The organism is Tenacibaculum ovolyticum DSM 18103 (assembly GCF_000430545.1).
Taxonomy (GTDB): Bacteria; Bacteroidota; Bacteroidia; order Flavobacteriales; family Flavobacteriaceae; genus Polaribacter; species Polaribacter ovolyticus.
Genome location: NZ_KE387163.1, coordinates 564,733 through 580,895, shown reverse-complemented (window position 1 = coordinate 580,895; position 16,163 = coordinate 564,733). Strand labels below are relative to the sequence as shown.

Below are 16,163 nucleotides of genomic sequence, written 5' to 3'. Positions count from 1 at the left end.
GTTTTTATTTGATAGCATAATCTAAAATTTAAAATTATAAGTAATTGTTGGTATGGGAGTAGAAAAAATAGAGCTTTTATATCCATTTACATTACCGTTTATATTTTCAAAATATACTGAATAAGGGTTGTTTCTTCCTAAAACATTATAAATAGAAATACTCCAAAAACTATGAGCAAATTTTTTAATTTTATGGTTACCTTCTATGTTAAACCCAATATCTAATCTGTAATAATCAGGAATTCTGAATTGGTTTCTATTGCTATAAGTTAAAAACTCGATACCTTGAGATATGTATTTACCTGTAGGGTATGTTATAGGCCTACCTGTTTGATAAGTGAAATTAGTAGAGAAGCTATATCTTTCAGTTAGCTTATAATTTAAAACAGCGCTAAAATCATGAGGCTTGTCGTAATTAGTAGGAAAAAATTCCCCGTCATTTACAGTTTCTTCATTGAATTTACTGTTTAGTTGAATCTGAGATTTAGAATAGCTGTATCCTAACCATCCATTTAGTTTTCCTTTATTTTTTTTTATTAAAAATTCAACACCATAAGATTTTCCTTCTCCTTGTAAAACCTCAGTTTCTATATTCTCGTTTAATAATAAATTAGCACCTACTTTATAATCTAAAAGGTTTTTATACTTCTTATAATATCCCTCTAAACTAATTTCATAATTATTTCCGTTTATATTTTTAAAAATACCAAAAGATGTTTGTATGCCTTCTTGAGGCTTGATATTTGTATTAGAAAGTCTCCAGGTATCTACGGGGGTAGCAGTGGTATTATTATTTAGTCGATGTATGTATTGAAAAGATTTATTAAAACTAGCTTTTAATGAAAAGTCATTTGTTAATGAATATCTTCCTGATAATCTATAACTCAATCCTTCATACGTTTTAAAAATTTCATTATTCTTATATTCTTTTGTGTTAATTAAAGTTGAAGAGTTTATTGGGGATCCTTCTTGATAGATTCTTTGAGAAGAAGAACCTAAAGCGAGATATTGAGATAAACGGAGTCCAAAATTTATAGTAACCTTTTTATTAAAGGTAATTTCATCTGAAATAAACAAGCTATTTTCAAGAGCTTTTTCATTAGGGATTGAAAGTGGTGTTACCGAAGAGAGATCTCCTTGAGGAGTTTTATTTCCTGGGGATATGCTATAAAATTTAGATTCGAGACCGTAGTCAATATTATGTTTTTGTGAACGAATGTATTTAAATTTAAGTTTTAAATCAGTTTCATTAATTCTGTACTTAAGGTTAAATCCCTTATTATTATCTTTTTTTTCATAGCCTATATCAAAAGAATAGTTACTATTAGATAAAATTAAGTTACCACTATTTTTATCATCAAACTTATGATGCCAATTAAGAGAAGTAACTTTATTGCTATATTTATTAATAGTGTCAGAAGCAATTTGATATTGATCTTTACTGTAATAAGCAGTAAAACTAATATCATTATTTTCGTTAAATTTGTGTTTATATTTAGTTATTGCATCAAAAAAAGACACACTACTGTTTTTTAATTTTTTATTATCTATTAAGTTTAATAGCCAATCAGAATAAGTACTTCTAAGACCAAGCATAACTCCAGATTTACCTTTTATTATAGGTGTTTCTATATTAAGATTTCCTGTAACAGGTCCTATAGATGCTTCCCCTTGAAACTTATTGGTACTAGGATTTTTAATACTAATATCAAAAACAGAGGACAATCTACCTCCATATTCAGCAGGTATGTTTCCTTTGTATATTTTTAGATCATTTGTAGTAAATGGATTAATTGCGGAGAATAATCCTAAAAAATGTGTAGGGTTATATATGGCACCATTTTCTAATAAGAATAAATTTTGATCTATTTTACCACCTCTTACATTTATACCCTCAGAACCTTCTCCGGCAGATGTAATACCAGGTAATGTTGTAGCTACTTTTAAAATATCTCTTTCTCCTAAAACTAAAGGTATTTTTTTTATTTCTTGAGCTTTAATTTGTGTAATACCCGCTATAGTTTGTTTTACATTTTTATTTCTATTGGCATTAATAATAACTTCATCTAATTGCTCTGACTCTTCAACAAGAAACATATTAAAAGAACCATCATCATATATGACAAGGTCTTTACTTTTACTATTGAAATCAATAAAAAATGTCTCAATATTATTCTTGCCATAAGGAAGATTTAATGAGTAATACCCATTTTTGTCAGTAGTTGTATGGATGTTTTTTTTTCTTTCAAATATAGTAACACCTTCAATAGGTTTTTTTGTTTTGTTATTTTTAATGAAACCGGTAAGTAAATATGTCTTTTTTATGATTTTATTTTCCTTACCTATTTTAAGTATTTTTTGTCCATTTTTTTTAGTGTTGATTAAAAAAGGAATGTTATCATCAACTTCATTATAATTATCATAAAAACTTTTTTTTATTAAATTACGATTGGTAAGTATTATTTTTTTTTTTAGAACAAAATAGTTGATAGAAGTATCATTAAAAATGATATCTAAAACTTCATGGATGTTTAAGTTATTAAGAGTATTAGTGATTTTTTTATTATCAATCCATTCATCAATGTAAAAAAAACGATAATCAGTTTTTTTTTCTATTAATTTAATGATCCCTTTCTTATTAAGGTCTTTAAAAGTTACAGAAATTTTATTAGATTTATTTTGAGATAAAAGAGTAGAAAAATGAAGTAGCAATGAGATAATTATAATTTTTTTCATGGGAGAGATTCTATTACTTTTTCAATTCAATTAAAAGTTCATTTATTAGTTTTACAATAAAATGATCAAAATTATTTTTCAACAAAAATTTATTTTTTTTATAGAATTTTGTAATAGTTTTTTTATTTTTTGGAAAAATAGTTATAAAATCTTTTTTAGATTTTATAAAATAATATTGATCTTTATAAAACAATAATTTCTTATACTGTTCTTTAAAAGTATAGTATATATACTTTCGATCTCTATTCTCTTTTGCTTTTTTAATATGCTTAGTATATATAGAAAAGTTTTCATTTGAAGTTTTTTCTTCAAGAAATCCATGTTCTTTTGTGTATACAAATTTTAAATTATAAAAGGAAAATTTAGATATTAGCTCTTTTTCAGGGATCAAAGATATATTTTGGTCTTTGTTAGCTATGTTTAGTATAATAACATCATCAACTAGGTCGTATTTCATTTTTACATTAAAATAAGAGTCTCCACTATATGTAATGTTTCCTGATTCAAAATGATCATTTAAAAAAAAATTATGATTACCTTTTAATTTTCTGTAATTTTCTTTAAAAATCACACCATAACTTAAATCTGTATTTTGTAGACCAATAGTTTTGTCAAATGAAGAATAAAAAGATTTAGAAATTTCACTCTCTTGAGAGAAAAGAATAGGGGTGACCAAAAAGAGTAATACTATTAGCAGTGTTTTCATTTTAGAGAGCAATTTAAATTAAAAACTTTTTCAATGTAAAGCTACATTTTTTTTTTTAGGATATATGTTAATTTTTTTACATTTTTTTTAAAATGAAAAAAGTTAGATGTTAATATGTGTTATTTCTGTTTTTTTCGATATTAAAAAAACTACAATTGATTAGTTGTGGTTTTTAAGTTGTTGTCATATTTCGTACTGAAATAGTGTTAAACTAAGTTCTATTTATTTATGGGAAAAACAAGGTTCAAATTACAAAACTCGAACATAAAAGGATTATAGTTTAAATTTAAAACTACAGATTGTTGAATATATTAAATTAGGGAGTTTGTCTACTTGTGGTATTCAATGTAGGAAAATCGTTGTTAATTGGATTGAAAAATATGATGACTTTTGATTCTGAATATACAATTAATTAAGATATGGCTAAAACTCCAGTGCAATCTATTCTATAGTTAGAGCAGTAGAGTAAATTACTTGAAAAGTAGAGGGAAAAGGGAAGGAGGTTTAGCGGATAGAGCAGATCAAAAGTTATTTTATTTGATATGATGATTGATATTGCAGAAAAAGAGTTTAATATTCCTATTAGAAAAAAGTAAGAACCTAAGTAATAAAAACAAAGTGTAAAAGTTACATGTAATTACTAAGGGTTGATAGATAGATGTGTTATCGAAATATTATATCAATAAAAGAGAAGTTAAAATTAAGTTTTAGGGTGATGAATTTAGTAGAGTCAAAATGCCTTTTAATGCCTCAAATTAGAACAAGAAAAATTACTGATGTGTATTCTAAAAAAGTTATAGGTTATAATGTTAGTAATAGTTGTTTAAATGTAAAGGGTTCTTTTATCAATTGAATCCACCGCTTTATAAATGGTGCTAAAAAAGAAAGCTTATTGAAATAAACCAATAATTCATCATTCAGATAGAGGCTTGCAGTATTGTTCTAATGAATATCAAAGACTATTAAAAATAATTTGATATTTATAAGTATTATATTAATCTTAAAATTAAAACAAAATTAGTTAAAAATGCTGTAGAAATTTACAATAATATTAGCTCTCATTTATCTAATTATATGCTCATTCCTAATCAAATGCGTAAATGAAATAAAATCAAAAGAGGATTATATAAAACTATAAAAGGTAGTAATATAAAATTACTACCTTTAAATTATTAATTTTGTAACGCTATTTAATGCTGTCACATATTAATATTAGTTTTTACTAGGGATGCTCTTTAAAATTTCTAATAAAAAATTCCAATATTTTTGTGTAGATGAAATTTGAGCACGTTCATCAGGAGAGTGTGGGCCTCTAATATTAGGTCCAAAAGAAACCATATCCATCTCAGGGTAATTCTGACCTAAAAGTCCGCATTCTAGACCTGCATGACAAGCCGCAACATTTGGCTTTTCATGATGTAAATCTTCATATAGTTTTGCAACTATTTTTAATATTTCAGAATCTAAGTTAGGTAACCAACCTGGATATGACCCTGAAAATTCAACATCAAAACCTGCTAATTCAAAAGCAGCACGTAATGAATTAGCTAAATCCCATTTGTTAGTTTCAGAAGAAGAACGTGTTAAGCACCCTATTTTTATTTTTCCTTCTTTTACAATAACACGAGCTATGTTGTTTGAAGTTTCAACCAATCCTTCAATGTCTGGACTCATACGGTATACTCCGTTCAAAGCAGTATATGTAGCTTTTATTAATCCTTCTTGAATTCCTAAATCCATTACTTTTTTAGGAGATTCAATTTCTTTCAATTCAATAGATAAATTTGGTTCTAGTGATAAAAATTCAGCTTTAATGCTATTAATTAATTCGTGAATTTCAAATAAGAAAGGCTCTTTAGAAACTGTATCAATAACTACTGATGAAAAACTTTCACGTGGTATTGCATTTCGTAAACTACCTCCGTTTATTTCAGAAACACGTAATCCAAAGTTTGTAAAACCGTCAAATAATAAACGATTCATTATTTTGTTAGCATTTCCTAATCCTTTAATAATGTCCATTCCAGAGTGTCCTCCGCTTAAACCTGTAATAGAAATAGAAAAAGCAGTTGTGTTTTCGGGAGTATTTTCTTCATTATAAGTTCTAGTAGCAGTTACATCTACACCACCAGCACACCCCATACCAATTTCATCATCTTCTTCAGTATCTAGGTTTAATAATATTTCACCTTGCAAAACACCGCCTTCTAATCCCATTGCACCAGTCATACCAGTTTCTTCATCAATGGTAAATAATGCTTCAATAGCAGGATGAACAATTTCGGTAGATTCTAAAACAGCCATTATAGATGCTACTCCTAAACCATTATCGGCACCTAAAGTAGTTCCTTCAGCTTTAACCCAGTCACCATCAATAAACATTTTAATTCCTTCTGTATCAAAGTCAAAAACAGTATCAGAGTTTTTTTGGTGCACCATATCTAAATGACTTTGCATTACAATCATTTTACGATCTTCCATTCCTGAAGAGGCTGGTTTACGAATAATAACGTTACCAACTTTATCAACTATTGTTTCAAGGTTTAATTTTTTTCCAAAATCAACCATAAATTGAATGACTCTTTCTTCTTTTTTTGAAGGACGAGGTACTGCGTTCAAATCAGCAAAATTCTTCCAAACAGCTTTCGGTTCTAAGTTTTTAATATCTGAATTCATTGTAAAATGTTTGTTTAAATTTAAAGTACGAAGATACTTTTTTTAATGGCAGGGCGATAGCCAAAAAAGTGATTAATTAGCTGATGCTTTTTATAGGGTAATTCATATGGTGTATATTGCTGTTTGCTAATTGAAAAATTGTAAATTCGCGCCATGGATTTTTCGTCAAAATTACTAGAAAGAGCAGTAGATGAAGTGAGTAGATTACCTGGTATTGGTAAAAGAACTGCGCTTCGTTTGGTATTACATTTGTTAAAGCAACCAAATGAGAATACAAAGTTTTTAACTGAAGCGTTAACGCATTTACGAAATGATGTAAATTCGTGTAGTAAATGCCATAATATTTCAGATACTGTTTTGTGTGAAATATGTAATAATCCGAATAGGAAAACCGAAATAGTTTGTGTTGTTGAAGATATTCGTGATGTAATGGCAATTGAAAATACTGCACAATTTAGAGGAGTATATCATGTGTTAGGGGGGAAAATATCGCCTATTGAAGGTATTGGTCCACAGAATTTACAAATAGATTCTTTAGTTACCAAAGTTAAAGAAGGTGAAGTGAAAGAATTAATTTTTGCTTTAAGTTCTACAATGGAGGGGGATACTACAAACTTTTATATATATAAACAAATAGAGAAGTTTAATATTACAACATCTACTATTGCTCGTGGAATTTCGGTTGGTGATGAGCTAGAGTATGCTGATGAGGTTACATTGGGTAGGAGTATTGTTAATAGAATTCCTTTTGAGCAGTCAATTAAAGGGACTTAATATGTTGGTTTTATAAGGGGTATAGGCTATGTAGTCGTATTTGTTTAGTTTTTAAGGAACTTTAAAAGTGAAGTTTTTAATATATTTATGTATATTTAGCGTAATTAATTTCACTTATAGTTCACCTAAAATATTTTACGACTTCACTTTTATGGCTTCAGCTAAATTAAAATTAAAAACTTCACAAACTTTAAAAGATTGTTCTCATCCTATAATAATTCAAATACTTAAAGATAAAAAAAAAGCAATAACAACGCTAAATATTAATTGCCATATTGAAGAGTGGGATATAAAAACGAATCTTCCTAAAAATAGAAGGCTTTCATTAATATGTCAAAAAAAACTTTTAGAATGCGAAGAGTTGCTGTTTGAAGGAATTGATAAAGGTTGGTCAGCAAAAAAAATTGCAAGCATATTTGCTGGAAAGGATACTAAAGAAATAATGTTTTTTAAATATTCTACTGAAATTAATTTTGAAAATAAAATTGGTATTTCTACAAAATTACTAGATGCGTCTAAACTTAAAAAGTTTAAAAACTTTATAGGAGGTAAAGATATTTCGTTTAACGAACTAGATTTTCAATTACTATCTAAATATAAGAAGTTTTTAGAAGATGAAGGTTTAAAAAGTGCTACTAGATATTTGTCAATACTTAGGCAAGTATATAACTACGCTATAGAACAAGATGATTTTGTACCTAAGAAAAACCCGTTTAAATCGTCACTCTTTAGTAAAAAAATAACTACAACAACTATAAATAGAAACTTAAACTTAATTAAGACAAAAGAACTATTTAAACTTAATTATGGCACTGGTTGGGGAAAGTCTTATAAAGATATGTCGTTAGACTTTTGGAAATTTTGTTTTTTAATGAGAGGAATAAATTTTATTGAAATGGCACTAATTAAACCCAAAGATATAGAAGGAGAGTATTTTAGTTTTACTAGAGAAAAATTGAAAACAAAAATTTCTACGAAACAGAAAATTAAAATTTACCCTGAAGCTAGAGAAATTATAAAAAAATATTTTGTTAAAGGAAACGATTACATTTTTCCATTACTTGAAAACGGATACAATAAAGATACTAGTATTAATGATTATAAAGCCTATAAACATAAGCTTACAGTAATAAATAGTAATTTACGAAACATAGGGAAAAAAGATTTAAATGTTGATTTTAATTTAACCTCCATGTCTGCTAGGTACACCTTTATAAATTTAGCAAAATTAAATGAAGTGCCATTTCTTTATTTACAAGAATTATTAGGTCATAAAACTAAATCTACAACCGACATTTATTTAGATGTATTCCCACAGGAAAAAATAGACAATTATCATAGAATGGTTATTGATACGGTTCTTAATATAAGTAACGAGTAAAAGAAAAAACCAACATTAATATGTTGGTTTTTTCTTTTAAAAATCTTCTCGTTTTTTTTAGGAATGGGAAAACATATATATTTAATTTGGTAAATAATCCTCAATTAAACCAAATACTTCTAAACCTATTAAATGTATTTGATTTTGTTTTAAAAAGTCTAAAGGAGGCGGTGTACCATAATATACACTTGGGTCTTTGATTTCTTTTAGTTCTTTCTTTAATAGGTTAATTTTAGAAAGTACCTTAGTTTTTTTTGAAAGCTTTTCTATTTTTAGAGCTTTTTCAATCCCCATATAAACACTGTTATGCAAATATTTAGACTCAATGCTGCTGTAAACTAATTTTTCTTTAATACTATTCATATTTTACGTTTTTAAATTAGATACAAACGTATTTATTTAATGAAAAAAATAATAGGACAAAAAAAATATAAGAAAAAATAGTGATTTTTAAGCGACAAGTAAATTATTATTTACTTCAGATTTTCTGTCTGACCATATAATATAATCGGCTTTTTTAGTTTTTAAAGCTTCTAGAAATTCATTTTTAATTTCTTTATCTATATCATTAATTATTGCAACAGCACTAACTTCTTTCTTTGTACTTTTTTCTCTAACAGGTTTAATATCTTCCCAAGAAAACAAAAATGAAGATATATTTGATCTGTTAATTGTGTTAAACGATTTTAAAACAATTTCCTTATTTCTACCTGCAATTTGAAAATCAAAGTTAAATTCTAAACCAGTCATTCCTTTAGATATAAAATCAGGAGTATATATTAATCCTTTTTCATCTAAGAAAAGCCTAACATCTTCTTTGAAGATCGAAGATATATTTTGTTGAGAAAGAACATATAAATCATTTATTTCAATTATTGCAGATAAAATATTATGTTTAGACTGAGAAAAACGACTAATATCTGTTTCAATAAATAATTCGTTATTTATGAGTTTTACTCCATAATTAAGTAAAATTGTTTCTAATATGTATTTCCTTTTTTTAGAACCTTGTATATGTAAGCCTTGTAATTCTAAATTAGATAAAGTATCTCCATTATCACTTAAAGTTAAGTTAGAGTCTTTTTTTTGAGCATAAATTTCAATAGTATCATTAAATGCACCAATAAAAGGAGTAGAGATAGCAAACCATTCTGTATGTTTATCTTTTTGGATAGAAGTTTTTTCTCTTAACCATTTATAATAATCATCCACATATGTATTTACCCAACTCAATCTATTGATAATTGTATGTTCAACTTAGAATTTAAATTTATCTCTTTTGCAAAGTTAATTATTAAATCTGAAATGTCTGCACTTTCCGTAATATCTTGTATCGGGAATTTTGTGTCAGTCAAAGGAATAGCCCAAGATAAAGGCTTGTACCCTTCTACATATATATGCATATGTGGTTCATCGGTTTTAAACCATTTATCTGCATATTTTTTTAAATAATCAGGTAAGGTGTCTTTAATATCTACAGGATTATGATGACCTCCTCGGTAATCAATTCTTAATAAACCTATATGAGAACCAGTTTCTAAATGATGAACTGATGTTTTTAGTAAAATCTTTTTATTTGAAGTTATTTCGACCCAAAATTTGTGTTGATTATCTTGATTTGAAATTAATTCAAGTCTGTTTTTTTTATCTTTTAAATCAATCACTTTCGTTGGGTCAGATAATGTTTTGTCTAATTTTAAAAGATATTTTACTTCTTCATTTGTTAGCATTTTTTATATATTATAATTTTCTTTTATTTTTCATTTTTCCTAAACCAAAAGTAGCTAATCAAAAATAAAAATAGAATCAAAAAACCGTAACATAATTACGGTTTTACCTTTTTTTTTGTACGTAAGTAACGACAAAAGTAGTTGTACAAATTTAAAGTGTTTAAAAGCTTTAAATCAATAAAAAAATACTTAATTTGTTAAAAAAATATAATGGAAATATATGTACCAGTACATATATTCCGTTGTTATACATTATTAGACGAAAATGAAAGAAGAAATAAAAACACACTATATATTTTTAGATACTTCCATATTTATTAAAGAGAATTTCTTCGCAGGAAATAAGTTAAAAGCTTTTCTGAAACACGAAAAAGAGTCTGAAATAGAATTACTAACTACTGAAATCACTAAAAAAGAATGTCATTCAAATTTGAATAAGTTTTTAATAAATTCAAATGCTACTTTTAAGAAAACACTTAAAGAATTAAGTAATAAGGCTAAAACATTTAAGAATATTGTCTCCTTAAACGAAATATTTAATCTTCATAATTCTTTTGAATTCGAAAAAGAAAAAGATGTATTACATAAGAAATTTGAAAAGATAAAATCAGACCACTTTAAAGAAGTTGATATTGACCCTAGTAAAACATTAAAAATAGTCGCAGATTATTTTGACTTCAACCCCCCCTTTAAAGACGGAAAAAAGAAAAATGAATTTCCTGATGCAATTGTTTTAAATTCCTTAGAAACTTGGTGTAGAGAAAATAGTGAAAAAATATATGTTGTAGCTGAAGATGAAGATTTGAATTCTTATGAATCAGATTATTTAATCCCAATAAAAGAATACGACAAACTTTTAGACCAAATAAGTTTTACTTTTAGTGACGAAAATATTTCTACCAAAATAGATGAAATTCTTGAAAGTAAGGAAGCTGAGATAATCTCAACTATTGAGGATAAGTTTGCATATGACTTTCCTTACAGTGGGTTTGATGATAGCCAAGGTTTTGAATACGAATCAAATGGCATTGAAAAATTTGAAGGATTTATAGATTCACACTCTGTATTGCAAATATTTGACAATGTTGCTAAGGTAGAACTTACAATTCCTGTTAACTATACTGTTGATGTTTCTTATGAAAACACAAGTATTGGTTGGTATGACAAAGAAGACGCCAGATGGTATGGAACTGAAATGGAAAATAAATTAGTTTCTGACGATTGCAAATTAAAAGTAATTGTAGAAATAAAATGTGAATTACCAGGCAAAGAGATTTATTGGAAAGATTGGGAGTTTATCGAAATTTCCAGTGGGATTCCAACTGATGTTTCAATTGATGATTAAAACAATGTATAACAAAACCTGTAGTTATAAAGAACAAAAAAGCCATACTACACTACAAGCATGGCTAATTAAAAACTAATTCAAATCTCTTTTGATGATTATTAAATGCTTGACAAAATTAGAAATGAAAAAATGTTTTGGAGTAAAATGAAAGTTAAACAAACATTAATTAACCTGTTGAAAAAAGAGTAGAAAAGTAAAGCCCCCGAAGGAGCTCTACATTAATCTAAATTACTAATCATAACCCTTCCAAATTATGAGTAAGCAAAACTATATAATCAAAAATAATAATGATGAAAAAAAAGCATAAAAGAAGTAAGGTAGAAACGTAAAATAACAGTTAGAAAAATGATAAAATTAAAGCATAAAAAAGAGTTCATTTCTGAACCCTTGATTAATAAAGCTTTTTATCCCCATAAGAAAGCTATATATATTTTGATATTCTCAAAGTTAAATTATTAAAGATAGAGGTATAGGTTTAAAACCATAAAATAAGTAAGGCGTAACCGTAAAATTATAGGTTAAAACAAAAGAAAAGAGCTATTACAGCTCTTTTCAATTAATCAATCTTTTAAATCCCCCCGGATTTAAATTTAATAGATCAAATATATATAAGGTCTTCTAAATTATTAAGTTAAATTGATAAGTAAAATTTATTTAGATATAAAAAAAAACTGTAGAGTGGGTATCCTTTTATTACTAAATCATTCTTAAAGTCTTCTAACATAGTAAAATTTTTAATTTTTAGTTTCTCAAAACTAACTACTAATAAATATAAAAGTTAAAGGAAATCCGTAATAAAAGTTACGAAAACCCGTAAAAATAAACATTAAAGAAGTAATAGCTTTACAAGCCTAAATAAGTAACGTTCACACCTATTTTTAGGTCTCTCATGCTTTAGAAATAAGCATTTAGGTGTTTTTTTTATAAACTATTTTATTATTAGATGAAATTTGCAACAAAACAAGCGAAAATAGTAGCTATAACTGTTTAAATTTAGAGTATTTCAACGCTTTAAATTAATTAAAAATCTCTTAGATTTAGTAGAAATATAATGGAAATTTATGTGTCAGCACATATATTCCATTGTTACAAGCAATTTAAAAGGCACGTTAAATCGAACAATAAAAAATATTAATTAAGTTAAGAATAAAGAATTATGGCAAAATCAAGTGTAATGGAAAATGCATCAACTACAGGAAACCTCATTAATTTCAAAACGAAATCAATGTCAACAGGTGCAGCAACTCTTCATCATGAAGTTTCATGGGAATCTAGTACTGGAGCTATCGCTGATTTAGGACACATAAAAACGAGAGAGCGAGTATCTTGGGATGCTGCACCCGCAGAATTTGGACCAAGTGGAGAATACGCACGTTCTGGTGTTCATAATGGATTAGGTTCTAATACAGCTAATGGTGGTATTGGAATTGATGACCATTCAATAATACCTCCTGGTTTTAATTTTAAACTTAACCAAGATGGCAGTTCTCAAGTTTGGACAATGAATCAACAATATGAAATGCAAATTAATGGGGGAGAATGGATGCCAGTACCAGGCGGGCAATACCAAATTACTCGTTGGTTTGAAAGAAAAGGAACAGACTTAATAGCCTACACAGCTAAAAGAGGAATTAATGATGGGGCAACGCACAGAGCTATGGTATCAGTACCAAATTGGTTTAAATAATAACATAATAAAACTAGGTTTTATTTGCTAAATTTACTGCTTAAAACACACAATAAACCATATATTAACTGTTTTACGCAAGCAAAAAAATGAATTTGGTTAAATACCTTATAACTATAAATAAATTATATGACAAAAAAAGAAATAGCTAATAAATACATAGATTTTCTTGAAAAAGGAGACATCGAAAATGTAATTAATTTGTTTAATCAAAAAGGAATTGTTGACTCTCCACTTTATGGAATAAAAACAGCAAAAGACTTTTACCACGAATTAAGTAGCGACACTACAAATTCTCAACTTCACCTATTAGGAATTTTTGAAGAAAACGAATCTAATAGTATAGCACTATATTTTAAATATAAATGGACTTTAAAGAATAATGAAAAAGTGGAATTTGATGTTGTTGATATAATAGAATTTGATGAAAATAATAAAATTGGTAAACTAAAAATTATATACGACACAGTTATTGCTCGAAAATTAGTTGAACAATTACAGTAGTTATAATTGATAAAGTAACTGTTTAAATTTAAAGTGTTTCAAAGCTTTAAATTAATAAAAAAAAACTTAATTTGTTAAAGAAATATAATGGATATATATGTACCAGTACATATACCCCGTTGTTGGCAACAAGCTGAAAAATGAAAGATAAACAAGAAATAAATATTACTAAAAAAGAAACAGAAGAAGCTGAATCTAAAAATCTGTTTTTGAAAATTTGGACTGATTCCGTTTTTAGCAAACTTATAGCTAATGGAATTCTTATTTCATTACCATTTGTTTCTGCATTTATTTACGCATTCATTAAAAGCATATCAATAAAAGAAGTATTTAGTAATTTTTTAAATCTTGAAATTAAACTTTATGCTCTGCTGATTATATCGATACTCCTAATTTTAGTATATTATATCTATTTAAAATTTAATAAAAAAGCTGAAAAACAGCGTAGAGAATTCCTAAATAAAAAAGTTGGAAATTATCGTTATGGAGATTTGAATAACATATTGTTGACTACATATATCGAGACACCTCCAAGTATAAGAAGCAAAACTGGACTGAAAGAATTGGACTTGCTGACCTACTTTAGATTATTTATATCTTATTTCAGCAGTGGCATTGACTGGGATTACTCTGGAACCGAAGGTGTATTTTTATACTATCAATTAGGTCCTAAACTGGTCTCATATGGATTATGCGAAATGATTCCGTCACTTAAGAGTAAAACTGAAGGAGATATTAATTCTTATGACATATTTACATCAAAAGAAGGACACCTCTTTTTTGCATTATTAGAAAGTTTTGACAGAGTGGAAAATGCAAAAAAATATAGCGATGAAATGGAAAAAATGCAAAAGAAGAAAGACAAAGTTTTAGAAAAAAATTTAAAAACAAAACATAAAAATTAGGCTCTGTGTTTATCCGAAAAATTAGCGTCCTTTTACACGCGCTACGTTTCATACACAAGACTGTTAGATACAATAAGAAAAAATGATATTTGGAATTAGTAAAAACCCCCGAGATGAATTTAATAATTCTGATTTTAGTTTTCAAAGATTTGAATTTGATATTGAATCATTTAAAGAATATCTTAAAATCACGAATTCATCTATTGATGAAAAATTGAAATCTTATATTAAAGAATATGAAGTAATTGATGATTATGAGATTGCATCTTCATTATATGATAATGAAGAAATGTATATAAAAACGAATACTTTACAATTATACTATAGTTCTATAATTATCTCTCTGTATTCTTTTTTAGAACAAACAATGTTGGAACTTTGCTCTATCACTGAAAAGAAAAAGAATTTAAAAATTGAGGATATTTCAGGGAAAGGAATATTTAAGTTTAAGACTTATTTAGAGAAAGTAATAAATATTGATTTTGAACCAGTAAATACTGAGTGGAAAGAAATTTGTCAATACAATCATTTACGAAATCTATTTGTTCATAATTCAAATTCATTTATGAAAAAATCGACATCTAAACGACGAATAAATTCAATTAAAGAGATAAAAGGTTTAACATTTATTGATAATACAAACAATAATATCCTTATCGAATTTGAGAATGACATTACTATTAGGAATTTTATAAGAACTATAAATAGTTTTATTTCGAAAATATATTTTGAGTAAGCATAAAAAACAGGTGTTTATCCATGCGTTAGGCACAATTAAAACAAAATTTCGTCAATGAATGAAAAAATTAGAGAATTAATCCAAGAAGCTAAAAAACATACTTTTCAAACAAATCATTATAATTCACAAAACGGAACTTATAGCAGACCAAATGTCAATATGCAAGCTTGGATTGCCGAGTGTGAAGAGTTTGTATTAAGGAACTATGGAAGAGATAGTGCACCTTGGAGAATTTATGAAAGGTTTGAAATGAGTAACCTTGACGGAAATTACACAGACACATTTGAAAAAGAAAAAACTATAATTGTTAGTGCTTTAACTTCTTGTTTAAGAATTACACCAAAAAATGACATAAAAGGGCATATTTCAACTAAAGAACTTGATTTAACTAAAGTTTTTATTGTTCACGGACACGATGAATTATTAAAAAACGAAGTAGCAAGATTTGTTGAAAAATTAAATCTGGAGTCTATAATACTTCACGAACAAGCCAGTTCAGGAAAGACTATAATTGAAAAGATTGAAGAATATTCAAATGTTGGATTTGGAATTGCTCTATACACACCTTGTGATGTTGGAAATAAAAAATCTGAAAAAAGTGAATTGAAATCAAGAGCTCGACAAAATGTAGTTTTTGAGCACGGTTTTTTAATTGGCAAAATAGGAAGAGAAAATGTTTGTGCATTAGTTAGAGGTCAATTAGAAAAACCAAATGATATTTCTGGAGTAGTATATATTTCAACAGATGAAGAATGGAAATTGAGTTTAGCAAAAGAAATGAGAAACAGCGGTTATCAAATTGATATGAATTTAGTGATATAAAATTTCGGACGATAAAGAACTGAGATAAAAACCAAACCAAATTCTTCATTAAATTTATACAATATTATTACTCTAAACTCAAAATACACTACTTGTATTTTGAGTTTTTATTTGCCGTATAATCACTACTTATTTCGAAATAATTTTTATTTAAA

Annotated in this window: 14 protein-coding genes; 8 read left to right on the top strand and 6 right to left on the bottom strand. The window is 26.9% G+C overall.

What is annotated here, in order from left to right; all coding sequences use genetic code 11:
* Positions 1–21: 21 nt before the first annotated feature.
* The 3 genes from H518_RS0112730 to H518_RS0112715 all read right to left on the bottom strand — a co-directional run bounded on the left by H518_RS0112730 (position 22) and on the right by H518_RS0112715 (position 6,118).
* Positions 22–2,736 carry a TonB-dependent receptor gene (locus H518_RS0112730; protein WP_028889417.1) on the bottom strand — a complete coding sequence of 905 codons (2,715 nt, stop codon included), beginning with the start codon at positions 2,734–2,736 and terminating at the stop codon, positions 22–24.
* A 13-nt stretch (positions 2,737–2,749) separates the two neighbouring features.
* A complete protein-coding gene (locus tag H518_RS0112725) occupies positions 2,750–3,442 on the bottom strand; it encodes a hypothetical protein (protein WP_028889416.1) in 693 nt (230 codons plus the stop codon).
* A 1,212-nt stretch (positions 3,443–4,654) separates the two neighbouring features.
* The gene (locus H518_RS0112715) at positions 4,655–6,118 is read right to left on the bottom strand and encodes an aminoacyl-histidine dipeptidase (RefSeq protein ID WP_028889415.1); all 1,464 of its coding nucleotides are present in this window, start codon (positions 6,116–6,118) and stop codon (positions 4,655–4,657) included.
* Between the two features lie 153 nt (positions 6,119–6,271).
* On the opposite strand from H518_RS0112715, the gene recR reads away from it, so the two are divergent.
* Complete coding sequence (gene recR, locus H518_RS0112710; RefSeq protein WP_028889414.1) at positions 6,272–6,892, top strand: recombination mediator RecR; 621 nt, start codon at positions 6,272–6,274, stop codon at positions 6,890–6,892.
* 151 nt (positions 6,893–7,043) lie between these two features.
* Positions 7,044–8,273: a phage integrase SAM-like domain-containing protein gene (locus tag H518_RS0112705; protein WP_028889413.1), complete on the top strand. Its 1,230-nt coding sequence runs from the start codon at positions 7,044–7,046 to the stop codon at positions 8,271–8,273.
* Between the two features lie 81 nt (positions 8,274–8,354).
* Here the strand turns inward: H518_RS0112705 and H518_RS0112700 are convergent, their stop codons facing one another.
* From H518_RS0112700 to H518_RS0112690, 3 genes are all read right to left on the bottom strand, one after another.
* Entirely contained in the window at positions 8,355–8,636 is a 282-nt protein-coding gene (locus H518_RS0112700) for a hypothetical protein (RefSeq protein WP_028889412.1), read from the bottom strand.
* Positions 8,637–8,723: 87 nt separating this feature from the next.
* Positions 8,724–9,506 (bottom strand): DUF1828 domain-containing protein, encoded by a 783-nt coding sequence (locus H518_RS0112695; RefSeq protein ID WP_028889411.1) that lies wholly within the window; start codon positions 9,504–9,506, stop codon positions 8,724–8,726.
* Entirely contained in the window at positions 9,503–10,003 is a 501-nt protein-coding gene (locus H518_RS0112690; protein WP_028889410.1) for a DUF6978 family protein, read from the bottom strand. Before H518_RS0112690 ends, H518_RS0112695 begins: the two co-directional genes overlap by 4 nt.
* A 265-nt stretch (positions 10,004–10,268) precedes the next feature.
* Here H518_RS0112690 and H518_RS0112685 point away from each other — a divergent pair, with 265 nt between their 5' ends.
* The 6 genes from H518_RS0112685 to H518_RS0112660 all read left to right on the top strand — a co-directional run bounded on the left by H518_RS0112685 (position 10,269) and on the right by H518_RS0112660 (position 16,008).
* On the top strand, positions 10,269–11,348 hold the full coding sequence (locus tag H518_RS0112685; protein ID WP_028889409.1) for a PIN domain-containing protein: 1,080 nt from the start codon (positions 10,269–10,271) through the stop codon (positions 11,346–11,348).
* Between the two features lie 1,159 nt (positions 11,349–12,507).
* Positions 12,508–13,038, top strand: a complete 531-nt coding sequence (locus tag H518_RS0112680; RefSeq protein ID WP_028889408.1) for a hypothetical protein — start codon at positions 12,508–12,510, stop codon at positions 13,036–13,038.
* Positions 13,039–13,167: 129 nt separating this feature from the next.
* Entirely contained in the window at positions 13,168–13,542 is a 375-nt protein-coding gene (locus H518_RS0112675; RefSeq protein ID WP_028889407.1) for a hypothetical protein, read from the top strand.
* Positions 13,543–13,682: 140 nt separating this feature from the next.
* Positions 13,683–14,447, top strand: a complete 765-nt coding sequence (locus H518_RS20560; RefSeq protein WP_028889406.1) for a hypothetical protein — start codon at positions 13,683–13,685, stop codon at positions 14,445–14,447.
* Positions 14,448–14,529: 82 nt separating this feature from the next.
* Positions 14,530–15,183, top strand: a complete 654-nt coding sequence (locus H518_RS0112665) for a hypothetical protein (protein ID WP_028889405.1) — start codon at positions 14,530–14,532, stop codon at positions 15,181–15,183.
* A 57-nt stretch (positions 15,184–15,240) separates the two neighbouring features.
* Positions 15,241–16,008, top strand: coding sequence for a TIR domain-containing protein (locus tag H518_RS0112660; protein WP_028889404.1), 768 nt, complete (start codon positions 15,241–15,243; stop codon positions 16,006–16,008).
* Positions 16,009–16,163 lie beyond the last annotated feature (155 nt).